Raw genomic sequence first — 21633 nt, forward strand, 5'->3', positions numbered from 1 at the left:
ACGAACCGGCTTCCCCATTTCCCCTGGTACTGGAGGACGGGACCATGACAGCGCACCCCAAGGGAGACTTCGACCTCTCCCGGGCGGTCTGGCAACGGGCCGAGGGCGACACCTCGGAGGCCGCGGTGGAGGTCGCCTTCGTCGACGATCTCATCGGCATGCGCAACTCCGCCGAGCCGGACGGCCCGGTGCTGGTGTTCACCCAGGCCGAGTGGGACGCCTTCGTCGCGGGCGCCCAGGACGGCGAGTTCGATCTGGACTGAGCGGGGACGCGGTGTCGCTCGCCTAGTCACCGTCGCCCCAGCCGAGGCCACCGGGACCGGGCGCGTGATGGAAACCGGCGTGGCCGGCGACATCGACACAACATTCGGCGTCCGGCCCGAGGGCACCGCAGAACAGCCGCTCCGCACGGTGCCAGGCGTCGGCCGGCGACAGGGCGGAGGCACCGATCGCCAGCTCGGGCCGGAGCACGCTCAACGCCTCGGCGTACCCGACGGCCACCTCACGGGCGGCGACAAGGTCGGCAGCGGTGAAGCCGAGATGCGCGGTGAAATGACGGTCAGGCCGGGACGGCCGGCGCGGACGCCCCACCAGCGGTAGCCGATCCTCGCCGGCCGTCCCGGCCCTCCGCCAGCGCCAGTACGCCGCACGGTTGTCCCACATCCGTCCTCCCCGTGGCACGCCGAACCCCTGTCCGGCGACGTACCCACCCAACCGGGCCGGCGGCCGGTGCACCGCCGGGCAGGTCGACGACGCCGCCGAATTCAGCAAACCAGGCTTCCCCCGTCCTGGGAGGGGCCAGCAGCTCACCTACCTGACCGGCTCGGCCGCACTGTCACCCTTTGGCACGGTTGCGCCGCCCTGACCTGGGTAGATACCACCCGCGACGATTGAGTGGCCGGTCGGCGACGGCCGCGCCCCGGCAGCAGGGGACCCGATGGCGACCATCCCGACGGACCGCAGCCCGGACAGCACCCTGGCCTTCCTGCGAGCCGGCTACCAGTTCGTCGGTCACCGGTGCGATCGGTACGGCACCGACATCTTCCAGACCCGCCTGCTGCTGGAACCGACGATCTGCCTGCGTGGCCGGGCCGCCGTCGAACTCTTCTACGACACCGACCGGTTCGTGCGGGAAGGTGCCATGCCGGCTCGCGGTCAACGGACGCTTACCGGCCGGGGCGGCGTACAGGGTCTCGACGGCGACGCCCACCACGACCGCAAGGTCATGTTCATGTCGTTCATGACCCCGACGGCGGTACGGCGGCTTGGGCAGCTCTTCGCCGACGAGTGGCAGGCCCGGCTGCCCGCCTGGGAACTGGCCGGAACGGTGACCCTGCACACCGAGGTCGCAACGATGCTGACCCGAGCGGTCTGCGCCTGGGCAGGGGTGCCGCTGGGCGACGGCGAACTGGACCGGCGTACCGCCGACCTACAAGCCATGATCAACAGTGCCGCCGCGCTCGGTCCCCGGCACTGGCGTGGCCGGCTGGGCCGGCTGCGGGGCGAGCACTGGGCCGGCCACCTCGTCGAGCGGGTACGCGGCGGCGCCCTGTCCCCGCCCGACGGCACCGCCCTGCGCGTGATCGCCGAGCACCGCGACGGCGCGGGGCATCGGCTGCCCCGCCGCGTCGCCGCGGTGGAACTGCTCAACGTGCTCCGCCCGACCGTCGCGGTGGCCCGGTTCGTGGTCTTCGCCGCGCTGGCCCTGCACGACCATCCCGCCTGGCGGCAACGGGTACGCCACGACGAGGAGGCCGCCGGGCAGTTCGTGCAGGAGGTGCGCCGCTACTACCCGTTCTTCCCGGTGACCGCGGCTCGGGTCAGGCGGGATTTCGACTGGCAGGGTTACCACTTTCCGCAGGGCCGCCGAGTGCTGTTGGATCTCTACGGCACCGATCATCACCCCGAGGTGTGGCCGGAGCCGGAGCGGTTCCGGCCGGAGCGCTTCGCCGGCTGGCCGGGCGACCCGTTCACGCTGATACCGCAGGGCGGCGGGGGCCACCTCACCGGACATCGCTGCGCCGGAGAGTGGATCACCATCGAGTTGATGAAGCGGGCGGTGGCGCTGCTGACCGAGGTCATCCGCTACGACGTACCGCCGCAGGATCTCGCGGTGGACCTGAGCCGGATGCCGGCGCTGCCCGGCAGCGGCTTCGTGGTCACCGCCGTGCGGCGCGTCGGCTGAACCGGGCGGCCGGGCCCGCCGCTGTCGCCGATCGGCCCACCCTGCGATCGGCCAGCCGTGCTCGATCGGGAATTTCCCTGCGGATCGGCCGGGACGAGCGACAGGATGAAGGATCGGCGGGGCGACCTCACGGAGCGTGGCGTCCAGCTGTCAGGAGTTCCGTCTCGCGGATCCACGGAGGTGACATCGATGGCGCGTCGGGCAATGGGCGGCGGGGCCACGCGCACCCGGGTCCAACTCGCCGCCCTGGTCGTGGCGGGAGTGTTCCTGCTCCTCGGGGTGCTCGGGTTCGTGCCCGGCATCACCACCGGCTACGGCGACATGACCTTCGCCGGACACCACTCCGGTGCCCGGCTCCTCGGTCTCTTCCAGGTCTCGGTCCTGCACAACCTGTTGCATCTCGGCTTCGCCGTGGCCGGGCTCGCGCTGGCCCGCAGGGTGGCCGGTGCCCGCCTTTATCTCATCGCAGGCGGTGCGCTCTACCTCGGATTGTGGATCTACGGGCTGGCCGTCGGCGAGGAGAGCGGCGCGAACTTCATCCCGCTCAACGACGCGGACAACTGGCTGCACCTGGGACTCGGCCTCGGGATGCTCTTGCTCGGGCTGCTGCTGTCGGCGAGGGCCGGCGGCAGCGACGGCCGCCTCGACCGCCCGTTCGACCGCCCCTGAGCGGGCTCAGGCCGGTACCGGCAGCCGCTTGGCGAAGCACCTCCGATACAGCCCGCCACCTGGCCCACCGGCTCCGGGAACCGGCTCGTACCCGCAGGCCCGGAAGAACGTCACAGCCACCGACAGGTACGGCCCGGTCTCCACCCGGACGAGCGAGTGCCCCCGCTGGTACGCCAACTCCTCCAACGCGGCAAGCAGTTGCCGGCCGACACCGCGACGCCGGTAGGCGGGGCGCACGTACAGATGCTCCAACTCGCCGGTGTCGTCGTCGCGGACTCGGATCCCGCCGTACGCCACCGCCCGGCCGGCGAGCACGACCGTCAGCCAGCAGGTGTCACGGTGCGGGCCGATGTCCCGCCCGGCGGCGTCGCCCGTGAACTCACGCAGCTCGCGCTGCTCGGCCGCGGCAAGGGCGGCGACCTCCGGATCCGCCAGCGGGCGGGACTGGATCAGCATCACTCCACGCTAGGGCGACGAAATTTCGCGAGGGTTTCCAACAGTCGTCCCCATTTCGGAGCGCATCAAGCTATTCGGCGTCATCCCTGCCGGCGGGTGCCGACTCGACCTCGTCGGCCGGTCGCTGCCGGCGAGCCTTGCGGGCGGCCAGCCGCTCGGCCGCACTGGCCCGGGTCGGCTTCTCCTCCAGCCGGACGTCACGGCCCCGGGCACCCGGGACGAACTCCGCACCGGCGTAGAGGGTGGGCTGCCAGTCGAACTCCCGCTCGCCGATGCGGACCAGGTCACCGGGCTGGGCACCGGCCTTGGCCAGCTGGTCCTCGACGCCGAGACGGGCCAGCCGGTCGGCGAGGTAGCCGACCGCCTCGTCGTTGTCGAAGTTCGTCTGACGCACCCAGCGCTCCGGGCGGACACCGCGCACCGTGTACGAGCCGTCATCCTCGGGCTCGATGGTGAAGCCGGCGTCGTCGACCGCTTTCGGCCGGATCACGATCCGCGTCGGTTCGGCCGGTGGTGCCGCCGCTCGCGACTGTTCCACCAGTTCCGCCATCGCGTACGTGAGTTCCTTGAGCCCTTCCCTGGTGGCCGCGGAGACCTCGAAGACCCGCAGACCACGCGCTTCCAGGTCGGGTCGGACGATCTCGGCGAGGTCACGGCCGTCCGGCACGTCGACCTTGTTCAGCGCGACCAGCCGGGGCCGGTCGGCCAGCCCACCGTACTCGGCCAGCTCCGCCTCGATGGTGTCGATGTCGGCCAACGGGTCGCGCCCCGGCTCCAGAGTGGCGGTGTCGATGACGTGCACCAGCACGGCACAGCGCTCGACGTGCCGAAGGAACTCCAGCCCCAACCCCTTGCCGGTGGCCGCGCCCGGGATCAGCCCGGGCACGTCGGCGACGGTGAAGGTGTGGTTGTCGAGCCGTACGACGCCGAGATTCGGCACCAGTGTAGTGAACGGATAGTCGGCGATCTTGGGCTTGGCGGCGGAGATCACCGAGATCAGGGACGACTTACCGGCTGACGGGAACCCCACCAGACCGACGTCGGCGACGCTCTTGAGCTCCAGTACCACGTCCAGTTGCTCGCCCGGCTCACCCAGCTCGGCAAAGCCGGGTGCCTTGCGGCGCGCGTTGGCCAGCGACGCGTTACCCCGGCCGCCGCGCCCGCCCCGGGCCACCTCGAAGGTGGTGCCGGCACCGACCATGTCGGCCAGCACGGTGCCGTCGCTGGTCTGCACCACCGTGCCGTCGGGCACCTTGAGCACCAGGTCGGCACCGTTGCCGCCGTCCCGGTTCGATCCCGCGCCGCCCCGCCCGTTCTCCGCCTTGACGTGCGGCCGGAAGTGAAAGTCGAGCAGCGTGTGCACCTGCGGGTCGACCACCAGGGAGACGCTGCCACCGTGCCCGCCGTTGCCCCCGTCCGGGCCGCCGAACGGCTTGAACTTCTCCCGGTGGATCGAGACACAGCCGTGCCCGCCGTCGCCGGCCTGCAGATGCAGGACGACCCGGTCAACGAACGTCGTCACGACGTAATCCTTCCAGCAGGGCCCGGCCCTGCGCGAGAAAAGGCGAAGCGGGCCGGGACATCAGGTCCACGGCCCGCTTACGCCGGACAGCTACTGCTGCGGCACGATGCTGACGGTCTTGCGACCGCGCCTGGTGCCGAACTGGACCGCACCGGCGGCCAGCGCGAAGAGCGTGTCGTCTCCGCCGCGGCCGACCAGGTCACCGGGGTGGAACTTGGTGCCACGCTGACGGATGAGGATCTCACCCGCGCTGACGACCTGACCACCGAAGCGCTTCACGCCGAGTCGCTGGGCCGCGGAGTCACGACCGTTACGCGAGCTGGACGCACCCTTTTTGTGAGCCATTGGAGGACGACCTACTTCCCGCTGGAGATGCCGGTCACCTTGACCTGGGTCAGCGGCTGGCGGTGACCCTGGCGCTTGTGGTAGCCGGTCTTGTTCTTGAACTTGTGGATCCGGATCTTCGGGCCCTTGGTGTGTGCGGCGATCTCGCCGGACACCTCGACCTGAGCGAGCTTCGCCGCGTCGGTCACCAGGTCGTCACCGTCGACGAGGAGCACCGCGGCGAGCTTCACCGCGTCACCGGGGGCACCGGTGAGCTTCTCGACCTCGATCACGTCGCCTTCGGCGACCTTGTACTGCTTGCCGCCGGTCTTGACGATCGCGTACATCGGAGGCGGACTCCCTGTCGTTGAGGCTGCTAGCGTCTTTTCCCACCGTTGCCGGTCGGTCGTCCCCACGGCGGCTCGCCGGGCAGCAGAAGCACGGCGGCGCGGGCACGCGGGAACTCGGCACACCAAAGTGCGCCGCAGGTTAGCGTACGCCATGGTCGGGCCGAGGCCCAAACCGGGCCGGGCCGGTCAGCGGGCGCAGAGCTTGTCGAGGCGCTGCTGCAACCGGTCGAGCGCGGTCCCCTCAAGCGCCTCGATGTCGGTGCCGAGTTGGCCGACCTCGGTCGACAACTCCGTCAGCAGCTCCTTGAGCCGCTGGTCGTCGGCGCGTGCCGCCTGTGCTCTGAGCGCCTTCTCCCAGTCGGCCAGGGCCGCCTCGGCCCGTCGGCCGGCGGCCTGTGCGTCGGCGGTGTCACCCGCGCCGGTCGCCGTGACCATCGCGGCGAGCTGCTCGACGTACTTCTTCCCCGCGTCACCGCTGGCCTGTTGGGCGGCGGCGCAGATCTCCGGGGCGTTTCCGCCTGCCGCCCCGGGTGCGGGGGTCGCCACCGGCTGTTCCGGGGTGGGCGTCGCCGGGCCGGTGGTGACGTCGACACCCGTCGAGGCCGGGGCGGACGGTTCGCCCGCGTCGGGCCGCTCGGCCGAGCAGGCGGTGCCGACGAGCAGTGCGGCCGTGGCCACGGCGACGGCGAGCGGTCGGCGCATCGACTCCTCCTCCGGCGGCCGCGTCTACCCCCGCGTGCCCCAGGACACGGGGTGAGCCCCGGCCGGGCCGCGGCGACCGCTCATCGACCATACGGGACGGCCCCGCCCGGCGGACATCACCGCCGGACGGGACCTGTCGAACCGTCGTCTGCCCCGCTAGCGGGCCGAGCTGCCCCTACCGACGGTCAGGGCCGGGTACGGCGACGCGCGCCCCCGCGGCGGGAACGGCGCCGACCGGTGCCGCCCTCCTCCTCGTCGGTGTCGCCGAGCGCGTCCGGGTCGTCCGGGGCGGCGAGCCGTGCCGCCTCGCCCTGCTGGCTGTCGGCGACGTCCGCCGCGGCCGGAGTATCCGTCTCGTAACGCGACAGGTCGTAGCCCATGGTGTCGTGGAAGTCGGCGTCGGCGGTGCTCGTGGTGTCGGTCTCGGTGACCTCCACCACGGTCCGCTCCGCCGTGGCGGTGCCCTTACGCGCACGGCGCCGGGACGAAGCGGTCGTCTGCTCAGCCGCCGGGGCACTTGCCGAGGCAACCGCCTTGACCTTGTCGCCGCCCCCGGAGCGCGGCTTTTCCGGCACCGGTTCGGTGTGGATGACCAGGCCCCGACCCTTGCAGCACTCGCACGTCTCGCTGAACGCCTCCAGCAGCCCGGCACCGATCCGCTTCCGGGTCATCTGCACCAGGCCCAGCGAGGTGATCTCCGTGACCTGGTGCTTGGTGCGGTCCCGTCCCAGGCACTCGGTCAGCCGGCGCAGCACCAGTTCGCGGTTCGACTCCAGCACCATGTCGATGAAGTCGATCACCACGATGCCGCCGATGTCCCGCAGCCGCAACTGCCGGACGATCTCCTCGGCCGCCTCCAGGTTGTTGCGGGTGACCGTCTCCTCCAGGTTGCCCCCGGCACCTGTGTACTTGCCGGTGTTCACGTCGACCACCGTCATCGCCTCGGTCCGGTCGATCACCAGGTGCCCACCGGAGGGCAGGAAGACCTTGCGGTCGAGCCCCTTGAGGATCTGCTCGTCGATGCGGTACTCGGCGAAGACGTCCGTGGTGCCGATGTGCCGACGCAACCGGGCGACCAGGTCCGGCGACACGTGCGACAGGTACGACTCGACCATGTCGTACGCCTCGTCGCCCTCCATGACCAGCTCGCGGAAGTCTTCGTTGAACAGGTCGCGGACCACCCTGATCACAAGATCGGGCTCCTGGTAGAGGAGCACCGGCGCGCCGCCCTCGGCCGCCTTGGCCTGGATGTCCTCCCACTGCGCCTGAAGCCGCTTGACGTCCCGGGCCAGTTCGTCCTCGCTGGCACCTTCGGCCGCGGTCCGGACGATCACCCCGGCGCCTTCGGGCACCAGCTTCTTCAGCACGTCACGCAGCCGCTTACGCTCGGTGTCCGGCAGTTTGCGGCTGATCCCGGACGCGTTGCCGCCGGGCACGTAGACCAGGTGCCGACCGGAGAGCGCGATGTGGCTGGTCAAGCGGGCACCCTTGTGCCCGATCGGGTCCTTGGTGACCTGCACTAGCACCGAGTCACCGGACCTGAGCGCCTGCTCGATCGAGCGGGCCCGTCCCTCCAGGCCGGTGGTGTCCCAGTTGACCTCGCCGGCGTACAGGACCGCGTTGCGACCTCGGCCGATGTCGACGAACGCCGCCTCCATGCTCGGCAGGACGTTCTGCACCTTGCCGAGGTAGACGTTGCCGGCCATGGTGCCGGCGGAACTGCGGGTGACGTAGTGCTCGACCAGGACGCCGTCCTCCAGCACGGCGATCTGCGTCCGGTCGCCACGCTGGCGCACGGCCATGACCCGGTCGACCGCCTCGCGGCGGGCCAGGAATTCCGACTCGCTGAGGATCGGCGGGCGGGTACGGCGCTGCTCGCGGCCGTCCCGACGGCGCTGCCGCTTGGCCTCCAGCCGGGTCGAGCCGGAAACGCCCTGCACCTCGTCGACCGTTCGGCGTGGCTCCCTGATCTTCACCACGGTGGGCACACCGTCGTCGGCGGCACCGTCGGTGTCACCGGCCCCCCGGCGACGCCGCCGACGCCGCCGACGGGTCATCCCGTCACCCTCGGCCTCGTCGCTCTCCTCCGACTCGGCCTCGGGCTCGTCCGCCTCGGCCTGCACGGCCTCCGCAGACTCGCTCTCCTCGGCCTCCTCGCCGTCGTCGGCGCCGCCCTTGCCCCGGCCCCGGCCCCGGCGACCGCGCCGGCGGCGACGCCGGCCGCCCGCGGTCTCCTCGTCCTCGTCCTCCTCCTCGGCGACCTCCTCGGTCGCCGCGGCGGGTTCCTCCTCGGTCTCGGTCGCCACCACCGGCTCGGCCTCCCGCCGGCCACGACGACGACGCCGGGACGGCTCGGCCGGTTCCTCGGCGGGCTCCTCCACGCTGGGCTGCGCGGCGGCAGCCCGGGCGGCGAGCACCTCTTCCGGCGCCATGAACAGCACAGTCGGTGCGGTGAGCGCGGCCTTTCGACGGCGGGAGCGGCCCTCGGGTTCGGCCGGCACAGCGTCCGGGCCCACCGGCTCGACCGGACTCTCCGGCGCAGCGTTCTCGGCCGGCTCGGCCGCCTGCTCCGGATCGGCGGCGCCCTCGGCGGGCAGCGCGGCGGAGCCGAAGTCGGTGCCGGCCGCCGGTGCGGGACCGGCCGCGGGCTGGGTCGGCTCGACCTGGGCGGACGGCTCGATCACGGCGTCGGCCGGCGGCTCGGCGGGGGCTGGCGTGGACTTCCGACGACGGGTACGGGTCACCTTGACCGGCGGCACCACGTCGCTGTCGGCAGCCTCCGCCTCGGCCACGGCCAACGGCTCCTCGACCGCCTTCTGCCCGGTGGTCGCCTTGCGACGGCGTCGCGGTGTCTTCGCGGCCGGGTCGAGATCACCCGAAACCGGCGCGAAAACCTCGGCCTGGGGAGCTTCCCCGCTACCTGCCGCCGCGGCACCGGACGCCTCCACCGGCGCGTCGGTCTGCTCGGGCCGGCTGACCGAGGTGGCCCGGCGGCGAGTCGCCCGACGACGCGGGGCCGGCTCTCCGTCGGTCGCGCCATCCAGGTCGGCGGTGCCGCTCACGGCACCGGCAATCTCCACCGGCGGGTCAGCGACCGGACCGGATTCGGCCACCTCCTGCGGCGGGGGCGATCCGGTCGCCTCGGCGGTGCCGCTCTCGTCGGCCGGATTGATGCCGGCCCGTTCGCTGCCCTCGGGCTCGTTCTCGAGCATGGACGTTCTCCAGTTCTGGCTTCCCCGGGCGCGGGTGAGCGCTGCCACGCAGGGTTGCCGCAAAAGGTGTTTCCCCGGGCGCACAGGGTGCGCGCCGGCGAAGTCTGCCTGCCTGGACGCCGACCGTCGGTCAGCGCCCGCCGATGGTTGCCCCGTCGCGGTCCGCGTCCAGCGGATCCACGATCGCACCCTGCGCGGTCAGCGTGCCCTGAGCCAGCCGGATCACCTTCGGGGCCACCGGCGGCTCCAGGCCGGCCACCACGCGGAAGCCGGAAAGGACGTCATCGGGCCGTACGGACGGGGTGACCTGCCGCACGACCAGTTCGAGTATCGCACACGGTACGGCCGGGTCCCCGGAAGGCGTCGCCGATGCCGCGATCACATCGATGTCGACGACTGCGGCACGGGCGTCGAAGGTGCGCCGTCCCTGCTTGGTCATGCGCTCGACCAGCACCTCGTCGGCGGCGGTGAAGGCGGCCACCGCCTTGGCCAGCACGTCGGGATCCACCTGCGGCAGCTCGATCCGCCAGCGGGACGCCTCGATCCGGTCGGGCAGGCTCGCACCGCTGGCCACCACGACGTCGAGCACGTCGAGGCCGGGCGAGAGCGCTGCGTCCAGCGCCAACCGCAACTGCTCCGGATCGACCGGCTCACGCAGGCCGACCTCCAGGTACTCCGCCTCACTCGCCACCCCGGTCGGCGCCGCGCTGGCGTACGAGATCTTCGGGTGCGGGGTGAAACCCTGCGAGAAGGCGACCGGTACGCCGGCCCGGCGCAGCGCCCGCTCGAAGGCCCGGGCGAAGTCCCGGTGCGAGGTGAACCGCAGCGGGCCACGCTTGGCGTACCGGATCCGGACGCGCTGGACGACCGGCGCCTGGCCCCCCTCGGGCTGTGGTTTCCTACTGATCGTCGTGCTCCTCGGTGTCGGGCCCCACCCGTGGCGCCGGGCTACTACTGGGCGCCGGCGGACAGCTTCAGGCCGTTGACCGGGGTCAACGGGAGCAGCTTCCGGCCGGTCGGGCCGATCTGGATCTCGGTGTCCATCGCCGGGCAGACGCCGCAGTCGAAGCAGGGCGTCCACCGGCAGTCGTCCTGCTCGTACTCGCTGAGCGCGTCCTGCCAGTCCTGCCAGAGCCAGTCCTTGTCCAGGCCCGAGTCCAGATGGTCCCAGGGCAGGACCTCCAGTTCGTCGCGCTCCCGGGTGGTGTACCAGTCGAGGTCGATCCCGAAATCGGGCAGCACCTCGGCTGCCGCGTCCACCCAGCGCTGGTAGGAGAAGTGCTCGCTCCAGCCGTCGAACCGACCGCCGTTCTCCCAGACCCGGCGGATCACCGCGCCGACCCGACGGTCACCGCGGGACAGCAGGCCCTCGATCAGCGACGGCTCACCGTCGTGGTAGCGGTACCCGATCGCCCGGCCCAACGAGCGGTCGGCGTTGATGGCCTGCTTGAGCAGCCTGAGCCGGTGATCGATGACCTCCGGCCGCTCCATGGCCGCCCACTGGAACGGGGTGTGCGGCTTGGGCACGAACCCGCCGATCGAGACCGTGCACCGGATGTCCTTGGAGCCGGTGGCGGCGCGACCGGCCCGGATGACCTCGTGCGCCATGTCGGCGATCTCCAGGACGTCGTCGTCCGTCTCGGTCGGCAGGCCGCACATGAAGTAGAGCTTCACCTGCCGCCAACCGTTGGTGTACGCGGTGACCACCGTACGGATCAGGTCGTCCTTCGACACCATCTTGTTGATCACCTTGCGGATCCGCTCCGACCCGCCCTCGGGGGCGAAGGTCAGACCGGTCCGCCGGCCGTTACGGGACAGCTCCTGCGCCAACTCGATGTTGAACGCGTCGACCCGGGTGGACGGCAACGAGAGCGAGACGTTTGTGCCCTGGTACTGCTCGGCCAGGCCGGAACACATGTCACCGATCTCGGAGTGGTCGGCCGACGACAGCGACAACAGGCCCACCTCGTGGAAGCCGGAGAACTCCAGCCCCTGCTGCACCATCTGCCCCACCGTGGTGATCGACCGCTCCCGCACCGGCCGGGTGATCATGCCGGCCTGACAGAACCGACAACCCCGGGTACAGCCCCGGAAGATCTCCACCGCGTACCGCTCGTGCACCGTCTCTGCCAGCGGAACGAGCGGCTTCTTCGGGTACGGCCAGGCGTCCAGATCCATCGTCGTGCGCTTGTGCACCCGGAACGGCACGTCCGCCCGGTTCGGCACGACCCGCTGGATTCGGCCGTCCGGCAGGTAGTCCACGTCGTAGAAGCGCGGTACGTAGACGCTCTCGGTACGCGCCAGCCGCAGCAGCAGCTCGTCGCGGCCGCCCGGGCAGCCCTCGGCCTTCCAATCCCGGACGATCCCGGTGATCTCCAGGACCGCCTCCTCGCCGTCCCCGAGCACGGCGGCGTCGACGAAGTCGGCGATGGGCTCGGGGTTGAACGCGGCGTGCCCACCCGCCACGATCACCGGATCGGCGTCGGTGCGGTCGGCGGCGAGCAGCGGGACGCCAGCCAGGTCGATCGCGGTGAGCAGGTTCGTGTAGCCCAGCTCGGTGGCGAACGACACGCCGAACAGGTCGAAGTCGCGGACCGGGCGGTGGGCGTCGACGGTGAACTGCGGCACGCCGTGGGCGCGCATCAGCTTCTCCAGGTCCGGCCAGACCGCGTACGTTCGTTCGGCGAGGGTGTCCGGCAGCTCGTTGAGCACCTCGTAGAGGATCTGCACACCCTGGTTGGGCAGCCCCACCTCGTACGCGTCCGGATACATCAGCGCCCACCGTACGGTCGCCGCGTCCCACTCCTTGACCACCGCGCCCAGCTCACCACCGACGTACTGAATGGGCTTGGTCACCTGGGGCAGCAGCGGCTCCAGCCGGGGCCACACGGAGTTGGCCGCGACGGGACGCGAAGTCGTGGGCGGGACGCTCATGATGCCCAAGAGTACGCGCCCGCCCACCGCCCGCCGCTCATACCCGGGCACCCCAGGCGGGCCGGAGAACGCCCTCGGGGTCGTACCGGCGCCAGGCACGCGCCACCCGCCTACCGGTCTCGCCTGGGTAGACGCGGTCGAACGCCGCCGGCCGCGGCCGGCTCTCGAAGTTGACATACGCCCCGTCGGCGTGCCTGGCCAGCCCACTCCACGCCGCGTCCAGCGCAGTTGGCCCCTGCGGCGGGAACACCGATGCGATCACCAGAGTGTCCTGGTGCCGGTGTGGATAGGCGGTCTCCGTCGGCGCGACGTCGTTGACCGCGCCGCCGACCGAGCGAAGCTGGATCAGGGCCTGACCCGCCGCCCGCGTCACCGCCCGTGCCTGTTCGTCGCCCATACCGGTGAACAAGCCGTTGGTGGTCAGGTTCGGCTGCTGTCCGACGTTGGCGTGCAGATGGGACGTGGGCACCAGGGTGGGGTACGGCACCAGGTCGACCCGGTCGTCAAGCAACGTGCCGATCTCGCGTAGCGGCGCGACCAGTGGCCGCACCCGGCGCAGGCTCTCGGCGGCGACCACCGCCGTGATCGACATGACCGTGACCGGCCCATAGGGCATCAGCATGGCAGCGGTCGACAGTTCCCGGGGCGATTGGCGCAGCACCTCTGCCCACTGCCGCACGGTGCTGCCGTCTGGCCGGACCTCCACCGCGATCTGTGCCACCCCGACCTGCCGCAGCTCCACCGCCTCGATCTCGAAGGCCACCACGATGCCCACCCCGGCGCCGGCCCCACGGACCGCCCAGAACAGCTCGGGTTCACGGCGCGCGTCGGCGCGTACCACCGTCCCGTCGGCCAGCACCACCTCGACGGCGCGTACGTGGTCAATGGTCAGGCCGTACGAGCGCACCAGCCAGCCCACGCCACCGCCGATGGCCAGGCCGCCGACGCCGACATTGCCGTGGTCGCCGGAGCTGATCGCCAGGCCGTGGGGGGCCAGGGCCCGGGCCACCTCGGCCCAGCGGGCCCCCGCCTGCACCCGGACCAGCCGGGCCGCGTGATCAAGCACCTCGATCCGGTTCAGCCCCGACAGGTCAATGACCACCCCGTCGTCGACGGACGACGAACCGGCTAGGCCGTGACCGCCGCTACGGACTGCGATCGGCCGGCCCTGCTCCCGGGCGTACCGCAGCGCGGCCACCACGTCGGCGGTGCTTCTCGGCAGTAGCACGGCCGCCGGAGTGGCCCGTCGGGTATAGGTCGAGCGCAACGTCGCGTACCGGCGGTCGCCGGGTGTCACGATTCGACCGGACAACTGCTCGGGTGCCGGTGTCAGTCCGGCGTTGCGCCCACTCATCGCTGCCCCCGGACCACGCGCACCCGCTCGCGTACCGCCGGCGCGACCTCGTTGGCGAAGAGTTCGACCTGCGCCGCGGCGGCCGAGATCGGCCAGAACACGAAGGTGTCGAAGCCGAGCTCGACAGCCCACTCGGTAAGCGTGTTCACCCAAAGGTTCACGTCGCCGACGAGCCCGGCGGCACCCCGGTACGGGCCAACGGCGCCGATGACGTTGTAGATCCGACGCAGCCGCGCCGGGTCGCGGCCGGCCGCGCGGGCCGCCTCGTCGATGATCGCCTGACGGGAGGGCACCTCGGTCGGCGGTACGTAGATGTTGAGCGGGGAGATCCACCCGTCGGCGTGCCGGCCGACGAGAGTGAGCATCCGGCGTTTCTGTGCGCCCACCCAGAGCGGCACCGGAGTGGGCGCCACCGGGCCAGCCACGTATCCCTCGACCGCGTGCTGGTCGCTGATGTGGCGGATCGGTTCGCCGGCCAACGCCCGTCGCATGATCGATAGTGATTCCTCCGTGTAGGCGACCATCTCCGGTCCGCTGCGCCGGGCACCCCCTATGGCGGCGATGGCGTCCGTGCTGGCGCCACCGCCGACCCCGAGGATCACCCGGCCCCGGGTCATCACACTCAGCGAGGCCGCGGCCTTGGCCAGCATGGTTGGCGGACGTAGCTGCAGGTCGGCCACGTCCGTGAGGAAGGAGACACGGTCCGTCTCAGCGGCCAGATGACTGATCATCGTCCAGCTGTCGAGATGGCCGGGCTGGTAGGGATGGTCCTGCACGGCGAGCAGGTCGAATCCGCCGTCGACCGCGCTTTGGGCGATGCGCCTGGTCGCGGCCAGGCTCTCGGCGGACGGGTCCAGGCTGACGCCGAAGGTGATCGGATGTCCGTGATCGTTCATGACATCAACGATCGGTGGTTGACCACGGCTGGGCAAACCGCAGGTTAGTCACTAATCTTAGATAAGTGAGCGACGTCGAGACAGATCTTGAGGCGTACCGGCAGATCCCCGAACCGGCCTGCCGCGGCTTCCAGGACGCCCTGGAACTGGTCGGCCGCCGGTGGACCGGCGCGATCCTGCTGGCAGCCGTGCGCGGTGCCCGGCGGTTCGGTGAATACCGCGCCGCCGTGGCCGGCATCTCCGACCGGCTGCTGGCTGCCCGACTCAAGGAACTGGAAGCCGACGGACTGATCGAACGTTCAGTGATCCCGAGTACCCCGGTGCAGATCAGGTACACCCCGACCGAGCAGGGGCGGCAGCTGATGGCGGCGCTGCAACCGCTGATCACCTGGAGCCACCGCCGCACGCACCGTTCGAGGTGACCGCCGGGGCCGCCGACTCGATCCCGATGTCAGTCAGACCGGTCTCCGCCGCCTCGCCCGCCCCCGCTGGACACCCTCGCTCGTCAGCGCGTGAAAGAAGATCATGACACCGATGCCGATCAGCCCGATGGCCGGGCTGACGAACCAGCCCAGGACCGCACTGGTGAGATAGAGCGCCATGCCGACCACCGGGCGGAGCCGCTGGGTGGACACGAACACCCGGTCGACCCCCTCCCGGAACAACATCGGATGCCGACGGAGATAGGCGAAGAAGGCGAGCCAGGGTGCGGACATCGCGGCTGCGGCGAGGGCGTAGAGCACCACGGCGACCCGGCGGTCACGGTCGGTGCCGCCATGGGCGAACGCTTCGGCGAGCACGGTGGTCGGGAACGGGATGATCACCACGCCGAGCAGCAGCCACAGGTTGATCCAGTTGAGGCCGACCGTGGTCCCACGGATGAGGCGCAGCAGAGTGTGGTGGTTTAGCCAGATCACGCCGACGTACCCGAAGGAGAGCAGGAAGGCGAGGTACGCCGGAGCCTGCTTCAGCAGGGCGTGAAGCAGTTCTCCGGGGGCGTGGTCGGGGACCTGGAGTTCGATCACCAACAAGGTGATCACGATGGCGAAGACCCCGTCGCTGAATCCGGTCATCCGGACGATCTCGCTGACCGCTGGCGCACCGGATGTCGCCGCTGACTCGGGCATAGGCCGAGACTAAAGGTGTCCATCCGGCCACCAACGGTGAACGGCGCGCACCGGCGAGCCGGCTTGCATCGGCCTTCCCGTCATCCCGGGTCGGTCCCGGTGGCACACCGGTACTAACCTCGGACCGGCGCGAGAGGAGATTGCCGCGATGCCGGAGCCGCAGCCGGGAGCCGACCGGCCGGTCGACGGGAGCCGTCCGGAGCAACACCGGGACGGGGAGCCGGCGGTCACCCACGAACTGCCCACCGACCCGGCCGAGGCCGACCAGCCGGCTGGGCCAGCTGACACCGGACCGGCCGGAAGCACGCCGGCCGACGGCGAGCCGGCCGACGCCGAACCGACCAAGGTGGCCCCCACCGAGGCCGGCGCGCCCACAGAGCGGGCCGGGCGGCCGCCCGGCGTTGACCACGCGGACGCGCGGCCCACCGAGGCCGTCCCCGACGAGGGTCAGCCGCCGCTGCCGGTGGAGCCGCAGGTCGGTCCGCAGGGCACTCGCGTGCTGCCCGAGTCCGCGCCGGAGGCGGCCACCCCGCGATGGAGCGGCTCGGCGCCGGTACCGCCGGCAGCACCGCGCCGACGCGGCTGGGGCGAGTCGGCAGAGCCCACCCCGCCGCCGGCAACCCCGGTGCCGCAGCCGGAGCATCAGACTCCCGTCGATCCGTGGGCTGGTGTCGACACCAGCGGCTGGGATCTTCCCTCGACCGACTTCCCCGCCCTGCCACCGACGCTGTCCTACCCGAGCCCGCCCCCGACCCGGCCGTACTCCGGGCCCCCGGTCTCCCCGGCACCGGTCTCGCCCCTTCCGCCGCCAGCGGTCGCGCCACAGCCACAACCCCCGGCGGTCGCGCCACAACCCCCGGCGGTCGCGCCACAGCAGCCGCAACCACCCGGGCCCTACCCGCCCATCCCGGCCGGCCCACCGGCACCACCACCGCCGCCCGGTCGGCGGGGCAGGAAGAAGGCCAAGGCTGGACCGGTCGCACCGCCACCGGGTTGGCAGCCGCCGGCGGGGTACGTCCCGGTGCCGGTCCGCAGACGGCGCCGCTGGCCCTGGTTGCTGCTGCTGACCCTGGCCTGCTGCTGCGGCTGCCCGGCCTACTACGGCATGCCGATGGCCAGCCAGTACCCGGCGAACGCCGCGTTGCCGCAACAGGTGGCCGACCTACGGCTGCGCGAGGATCCGCGCAGCGCCCGTGACGCGCGACAGTTGGAGACCCAGATGCGTCAGTCGCACTGGCTCGCCGAGGACACCTTCGCCGGGATCTACCACACGAGCAACGGCAAGCGGGTGACCGTCTTCGGCGGCACCGGTTTCCGGTTCACCCCGTCGGCGGACGCCGACGCCGAGATCCAGCGCCTAACCGACCAGTACGCACTCGGCGAGCAGCAGATCATGGATACCGGTGTCCGAGGTCGCCACGAACGCTGCGCGGTGGGACGCACCGACGGAGTCGGTGCGGTGGTGTGCACCTCGGTCGACCACGGCAGCATCACCACCGGCGTCTTCACCGGGCTCTCCGTGGACGACAGCTCCCGACTGCTGGGCACCCTACGGGATCAGATCGTCACCACAGACGGCTGATCGAGTCGACGACGGCACGCCACGGCGCCACCGGCGGGATAGCCACGCCGCGGCGCAGCCAGCGGGATAGCTCAGCGGGCGTCGGCTTCCCCGGTGACCGGCGGGTGGGCCCGCGGCGGCGCGTAGCGGGGGACGTACTCCTGGCCGGTGAGCTTCTGAATCTCACCCATCATCTCGTCGGTCATCTGCCGCAGCGACAGCCGGTCGTCCGGCCGGCCGGTGAAGTCGAGCGGCTTGCCGAACCTGACGGTGATCTTGCCGGTGAAGGGGCGCGGCACCCGGGCGCCGATCGGCTGCACCTTCTCGGTGCCGATCATGCCCACCGGAATGATCGGCACACCGGCCGCGATGGCGAGCCGGACCGCACCGGTGCGCCCCCGGTACAGTCGCCCGTCCGGCGAACGGGTGCCCTCCGGGTACACGACCACCAGGTCGCCGCCCTTGAGCGCCGGGATGGCGGCGTCGAACGCGGCGAGCGCGGCACGCCCGCCGGCCCGCTCCACCGGGATCGCACCGAGGCCGGTGAGGACGAACTTGGAGAAGCGGCCCTTGACGCCAGTGCCGGTGAAGTACTCCGACTTGGCCCAGAACGCCAGGTGCCGGGGCACCACCGTGCCGAGGAACAGTTCGTCGGCCACCGACAGGTGATTGCCGGCGAAGATCGCGCCGCCCTTGTCCGGGATGTGCTCCAGCCCCTCCACCGTCGGACGGAACGCCAGCCGCATCGCGGGCCCCACGGTGAGCTTGCCGATGGTGTAGAGCAGCGGCACTGGTCCTCCGGCGGATCGAATGAGGGAAGAGGCGGTGTCACCGTAGCGGACCGTCCCACGACAGCATGCGTGAGGTCGGGCTGGTCCGCTGGCTGAGTGCGGGTTGCCGGAACGGGGCCCCTCCGGTCGGAAGGGCCCCTCCGGTGCAACTCAGACGCGGCGAACGACCACCGTCACTGGCACGCCCTCGCCGACCTCACCGGCGAAGCCGTCGATCCCCTCGGCGAAGTCGACGCTGTCGGCCAGCACCTCCCGGGCCACGAAGTCGCGGTACCCGGCCACCGCCGCCCGGACCTCGTCGGAGCCCGACGCGGTCACCACGATCCGGTCGGACACGTCGAGGTCGGCGTCGCGGCGGGCCTGCTGCACCACCCGGACGAAGTCCCGGGCCAGCCCCTCGGCGGCCAGTTCGGCGGTGACCGTGGTGTCCAGCACCACCACCCCCTCGCCGCCGGGCAGCGGCGCGGAGTGCTCCGCGTCGGCGGCGACCAGGCGCAGCTCGTACTCGCCCTCGGCCAGGGTCACTCCGGCGGCCACCGGAGCGCCGTCGACCAGCTCCCACTCCCCCGCCTTGACCGCCTTGATCACCTGCTGAACCTGCTTGCCGACCCGGGGCCCGAGCGCCCGCGGCACCACCGTCAACACCTGCTGGCAGTACGCCGACACCGCGTCGGTGAAGTCGACCTCCTTGACGTTGACCTCGTCGGCCACCAGGTCGGCGAAGGGCCCCAGCTGCCCGGCCGCCGGGCTGGCGACGGTCAGCTTCGCCAGTGGCAGCCGCACCCGCAGCCCCTTGGCCTTGCGCAGCGACAGCGTCGCCGAGGCCACCGCCCGTACCGTGTCCATCGCAGCGACCAGTTCGTGGTCGGCCGGGAACTCCTCGGCCACCGGCCAGTCGGTCAGGTGCACCGACCGCTCGCCGGTCAGCCCGCGCCAGATCTCCTCCGCGGTGAGCGGCGCCAGCGGCGCCACCACCCGGCAGAGCGTCTCCAGCACGGTCCACAGCGTGTCGAACGCGTCCGGGTCGCCCGCCCAGAAGCGGTCCCGGGAGCGACGCACGTACCAGTTGGTCAGCGCGTCCAGGTAGGACCGGACGGTGGCGCAGGCGCCCGAGATGTCGTACGCGTCCATCTGCGCGCCGGCCGTCGACACCAGCTCGTTCGTCTTCGCCAGCACGTACCGGTCGAGCACGTTCGCCGAGTCGGTACGACGACGAGCCTGATACCCGTCCGCGTTGGCGTAGAGCGAGAAGAAGTACCAGACGTTCCAGAGCGGCAGCAGCACCTGCCGGACGGCGTCACGCACGCTCGCCTCGGTGACCGGCATGTCCCCGCCGCGCAGCACCGGCGAGGACATCAGCATCCAGCGCATCGCGTCCGAGCCGTACGAGTCGAAGACGTGGTAGACGTCCGGGTAGTTGCGCAGGCTCTTGGACATCTTGCGGCCATCGGAGCCGAGCAGGATGCCGTGGCTGATGCAGTTACGGAACGCCGGCCGGTCGAACAGCGCGGTGGCCAGCACGTGCATCGTGTAGAACCAGCCCCGGGTCTGCCCGATGTACTCGACGATGAAGTCACCCGGGTAGTGGTGCTCGAACCACTCACGGTTCTCGAACGGGTAGTGCACCTGGGCGAACGGCATCGAGCCGGATTCGAACCAGCAGTCCAGCACCTCCGGCACCCGACGCATCATCGACCTGCCGGTCGGGTCGTCCGGGTTGGGGCGGACCAGCTCGTCCACCGCCGGCCGGTGCAGGTCGCTCAGGCGTACCCCGAAGTCCCGTTCGATCTCGGCCAGCGACCCGTACACGTCGACCCGTGGGTAGTTCGGATCGTCGGACTTCCACACCGGGATGGGCGACCCCCAGAACCGGTTGCGGCTGATCGACCAGTCCCGGGCATTGGCCAGCCACTTGCCGAAGGAACCGTCCTTGATGTGCCCCGGCGTCCAGTTGATCTGCTGGTTCAGCTCGACCATCCGGTCCTTGAACCGGGTCACCGCCACGAACCACGACGACACCGCCTTGTAGACCAGCGGCGTGTCGCAGCGCCAGCAGTGCGGGTACGAGTGGGTGTAGGTGTCCTGCTTGAGCACCACCCCCCGCTCCTTGAGCTGACGGATCACCGGCTTGTTGACGTCGAAGACCTGCTCGCCCTCGAAGGGCGGCACCAGCGCGGTGAAGCGGGTGTGGTCGTCGACGGTGACGATGGTCGGGATGCCGGCGGCGTTGCAGACGTTCTGGTCGTCCTCGCCGAAGGCGGGCGCCAGGTGCACGATCCCGGTGCCGTCCTCGGTGGTCACGAAGTCCGCCCCGAGCACCTGGTACGCGTTCGGCCCGGCCTGCTCCACCAGGAAGTCGAACAGCGGAGTGTAACGGCGGCCGACCAGGTCCGCGCCACGCACCGTGCCGACCTGCTGGTACCCGTCGAGTTCCTTGGCGTACGCGTCGAGCCGCGCCGCGCCCACCAGGTGACGAACACCGTCGCGCTCCAGCACCGCGTACTCGATGTCCGGGCCGACGGCGAGCGCCAGGTTCGACGGCAGGGTCCACGGCGTGGTGGTCCAGACACCCAACCGCACCGGCCCGCGGAGCAGTTCCGGCGCGGCGTCGTCGGCGGTCAGCTCGAACCAGACCGTCAGCGTCGGGTCGTGCCGGTCGCGGTAGACGTCGTCCATCCGGGTCTCGGTGTTCGACAGCGGCGTCTCACACCGCCAGCAGTACGCCAGCACCCGGAACCCCTCGTAGACCAGGCCCTTGTCGTGCAGGGTCTTGAAGGCCCACATGACGCTTTCCATGTAGTCCAGGTCGAGGGTCTTGTAGTCGTTTGTGAAGTCGACCCAGCGAGCCTGGCGGGTGACGTACCGCTCCCAGTCCTGGGCGAACTCCAGCACCGAGCTGCGGCACGCGTCGTTGAACCGGGCCACACCGAGGTCGAGGATCTCCGCCTTGCTGGTGATGCCGAGCTGCTTCTCGGCGACCACCTCGGCGGGCAGGCCGTGGCAGTCCCAGCCGAAGCGCCGCTCCACCCGCCGGCCACGCATGGTCTGGTAACGCGGCACCACGTCCTTGACGTACCCGGTGAACAGGTGGCCGTAGTGGGGCAGGCCGTTGGCGAACGGCGGGCCGTCGTAGAAGACGTACTCGTTCTTCCCCTGGTCGCCGGCCGGGCGGGCATCCACAGACGCCTCGAAGGTCTTGTCGGCCGTCCAGTGCTCCAGCACCCGGCGCTCGACCGCGGGCAGGTCCGGGCTCGCCGGTACGCCGCCGGCGGTCGGGTCGTGCAACGGATAGGCCATCGGGGGTCGCTCCTCGCTGACGCTCACTGTCCTGTGGGTCTGCGAGGACGAGCCGCTCCGGTACGCCGTGACCGGCGCCTCGGGGGCCCGCGGTACCACCCCGCTTGGCGGTCAGGTTCGACCGCCCGCTCGTTAGGTCGGCTGTGACGGGCCGCCCCGTCCGGTTCTACTGAGCCGGTCACCCGGCCGTTCTTCCGGAAGCTCCCCGGTGATAGCCGGATCATCGCCGCCCGCCCATGATACCCACCCCACC

At 71.3% G+C, this 21633-nt stretch carries 19 protein-coding genes; 5 read left to right on the forward strand and 14 right to left on the reverse strand.

What is annotated here, in order from left to right; translation table 11 throughout:
* Positions 1-44 precede the first annotated feature (44 nt).
* Complete coding sequence (locus ACN26Z_RS25000; protein WP_093407559.1) at positions 45-263, forward strand: DUF397 domain-containing protein; 219 nt, start codon at positions 45-47, stop codon at positions 261-263.
* A gap of 22 nt (positions 264-285) precedes the next feature.
* Here the strand turns inward: ACN26Z_RS25000 and ACN26Z_RS25005 are convergent, their stop codons facing one another.
* Entirely contained in the window at positions 286-663 is a 378-nt protein-coding gene (locus tag ACN26Z_RS25005; protein ID WP_282237143.1) for a hypothetical protein, read from the reverse strand.
* A 274-nt stretch (positions 664-937) separates the two neighbouring features.
* Here ACN26Z_RS25005 and ACN26Z_RS25010 point away from each other — a divergent pair, with 274 nt between their 5' ends.
* A complete protein-coding gene (locus ACN26Z_RS25010; RefSeq protein ID WP_421463588.1) occupies positions 938-2185 on the forward strand; it encodes a cytochrome P450 in 1248 nt (415 codons plus the stop codon).
* A 189-nt stretch (positions 2186-2374) separates the two neighbouring features.
* On the forward strand, positions 2375-2854 hold the full coding sequence (locus ACN26Z_RS25015; RefSeq protein WP_421463589.1) for a DUF4383 domain-containing protein: 480 nt from the start codon (positions 2375-2377) through the stop codon (positions 2852-2854).
* Between the two features lie 6 nt (positions 2855-2860).
* On the opposite strand, the gene ACN26Z_RS25020 is transcribed toward ACN26Z_RS25015, so the two are convergent.
* The 10 genes from ACN26Z_RS25020 to ACN26Z_RS25065 form a co-directional block, all read right to left on the reverse strand.
* Positions 2861-3310, reverse strand: a complete 450-nt coding sequence (locus tag ACN26Z_RS25020; protein ID WP_282237140.1) for a GNAT family N-acetyltransferase — start codon at positions 3308-3310, stop codon at positions 2861-2863.
* A gap of 70 nt (positions 3311-3380) precedes the next feature.
* Positions 3381-4832, reverse strand: coding sequence for a GTPase ObgE (gene obgE, locus ACN26Z_RS25025; protein ID WP_282237139.1), 1452 nt, complete (start codon positions 4830-4832; stop codon positions 3381-3383).
* Positions 4833-4922: 90 nt separating this feature from the next.
* Positions 4923-5177, reverse strand: a complete 255-nt coding sequence (rpmA, locus tag ACN26Z_RS25030; protein ID WP_091197044.1) for a 50S ribosomal protein L27 — start codon at positions 5175-5177, stop codon at positions 4923-4925.
* An 11-nt stretch (positions 5178-5188) separates the two neighbouring features.
* The gene (gene rplU, locus ACN26Z_RS25035; protein WP_093407572.1) at positions 5189-5503 is read right to left on the reverse strand and encodes a 50S ribosomal protein L21; all 315 of its coding nucleotides are present in this window, start codon (positions 5501-5503) and stop codon (positions 5189-5191) included.
* Between the two features lie 189 nt (positions 5504-5692).
* Positions 5693-6208 carry a hypothetical protein gene (locus ACN26Z_RS25040; protein ID WP_421463591.1) on the reverse strand — a complete coding sequence of 172 codons (516 nt, stop codon included), beginning with the start codon at positions 6206-6208 and terminating at the stop codon, positions 5693-5695.
* Positions 6209-6393: 185 nt separating this feature from the next.
* On the reverse strand, positions 6394-9420 hold the full coding sequence (locus ACN26Z_RS25045; RefSeq protein WP_421463593.1) for an Rne/Rng family ribonuclease: 3027 nt from the start codon (positions 9418-9420) through the stop codon (positions 6394-6396).
* Between the two features lie 130 nt (positions 9421-9550).
* Positions 9551-10270, reverse strand: a complete 720-nt coding sequence (locus ACN26Z_RS25050) for a TIGR03936 family radical SAM-associated protein (protein ID WP_396887726.1) — start codon at positions 10268-10270, stop codon at positions 9551-9553.
* Between the two features lie 101 nt (positions 10271-10371).
* Complete coding sequence (locus ACN26Z_RS25055; RefSeq protein WP_421463594.1) at positions 10372-12354, reverse strand: TIGR03960 family B12-binding radical SAM protein; 1983 nt, start codon at positions 12352-12354, stop codon at positions 10372-10374.
* Between the two features lie 37 nt (positions 12355-12391).
* Entirely contained in the window at positions 12392-13708 is a 1317-nt protein-coding gene (locus ACN26Z_RS25060; RefSeq protein ID WP_282237135.1) for an FAD-binding oxidoreductase, read from the reverse strand.
* Complete coding sequence (locus tag ACN26Z_RS25065; protein WP_282237134.1) at positions 13705-14604, reverse strand: LLM class flavin-dependent oxidoreductase; 900 nt, start codon at positions 14602-14604, stop codon at positions 13705-13707. The genes ACN26Z_RS25060 and ACN26Z_RS25065 overlap by 4 nt, the downstream gene beginning before the upstream one ends.
* A gap of 65 nt (positions 14605-14669) precedes the next feature.
* On the opposite strand from ACN26Z_RS25065, the gene ACN26Z_RS25070 reads away from it, so the two are divergent.
* Complete coding sequence (locus tag ACN26Z_RS25070) at positions 14670-15026, forward strand: winged helix-turn-helix transcriptional regulator (protein ID WP_282237133.1); 357 nt, start codon at positions 14670-14672, stop codon at positions 15024-15026.
* Positions 15027-15059: 33 nt separating this feature from the next.
* On the opposite strand, the gene ACN26Z_RS25075 is transcribed toward ACN26Z_RS25070, so the two are convergent.
* Positions 15060-15731, reverse strand: coding sequence for a TMEM175 family protein (locus ACN26Z_RS25075; protein WP_282237132.1), 672 nt, complete (start codon positions 15729-15731; stop codon positions 15060-15062).
* A gap of 496 nt (positions 15732-16227) precedes the next feature.
* On the opposite strand from ACN26Z_RS25075, the gene ACN26Z_RS25080 reads away from it, so the two are divergent.
* Positions 16228-17313 carry a hypothetical protein gene (locus ACN26Z_RS25080; protein WP_421464719.1) on the forward strand — a complete coding sequence of 362 codons (1086 nt, stop codon included), beginning with the start codon at positions 16228-16230 and terminating at the stop codon, positions 17311-17313.
* 71 nt (positions 17314-17384) lie between these two features.
* Here the strand turns inward: ACN26Z_RS25080 and ACN26Z_RS25085 are convergent, their stop codons facing one another.
* Positions 17385-18083 (reverse strand): lysophospholipid acyltransferase family protein, encoded by a 699-nt coding sequence (locus tag ACN26Z_RS25085; protein ID WP_093407584.1) that lies wholly within the window; start codon positions 18081-18083, stop codon positions 17385-17387.
* 150 nt (positions 18084-18233) lie between these two features.
* Positions 18234-21380, reverse strand: a complete 3147-nt coding sequence (ileS, locus tag ACN26Z_RS25090; protein ID WP_282237129.1) for an isoleucine--tRNA ligase — start codon at positions 21378-21380, stop codon at positions 18234-18236.
* Positions 21381-21633: the final 253 nt, after the last annotated feature.

The organism is Verrucosispora sp. WMMD703 (assembly GCF_049178935.1).
Taxonomy (GTDB): Bacteria; Actinomycetota; Actinomycetes; order Mycobacteriales; family Micromonosporaceae; genus Micromonospora; species Micromonospora sediminimaris.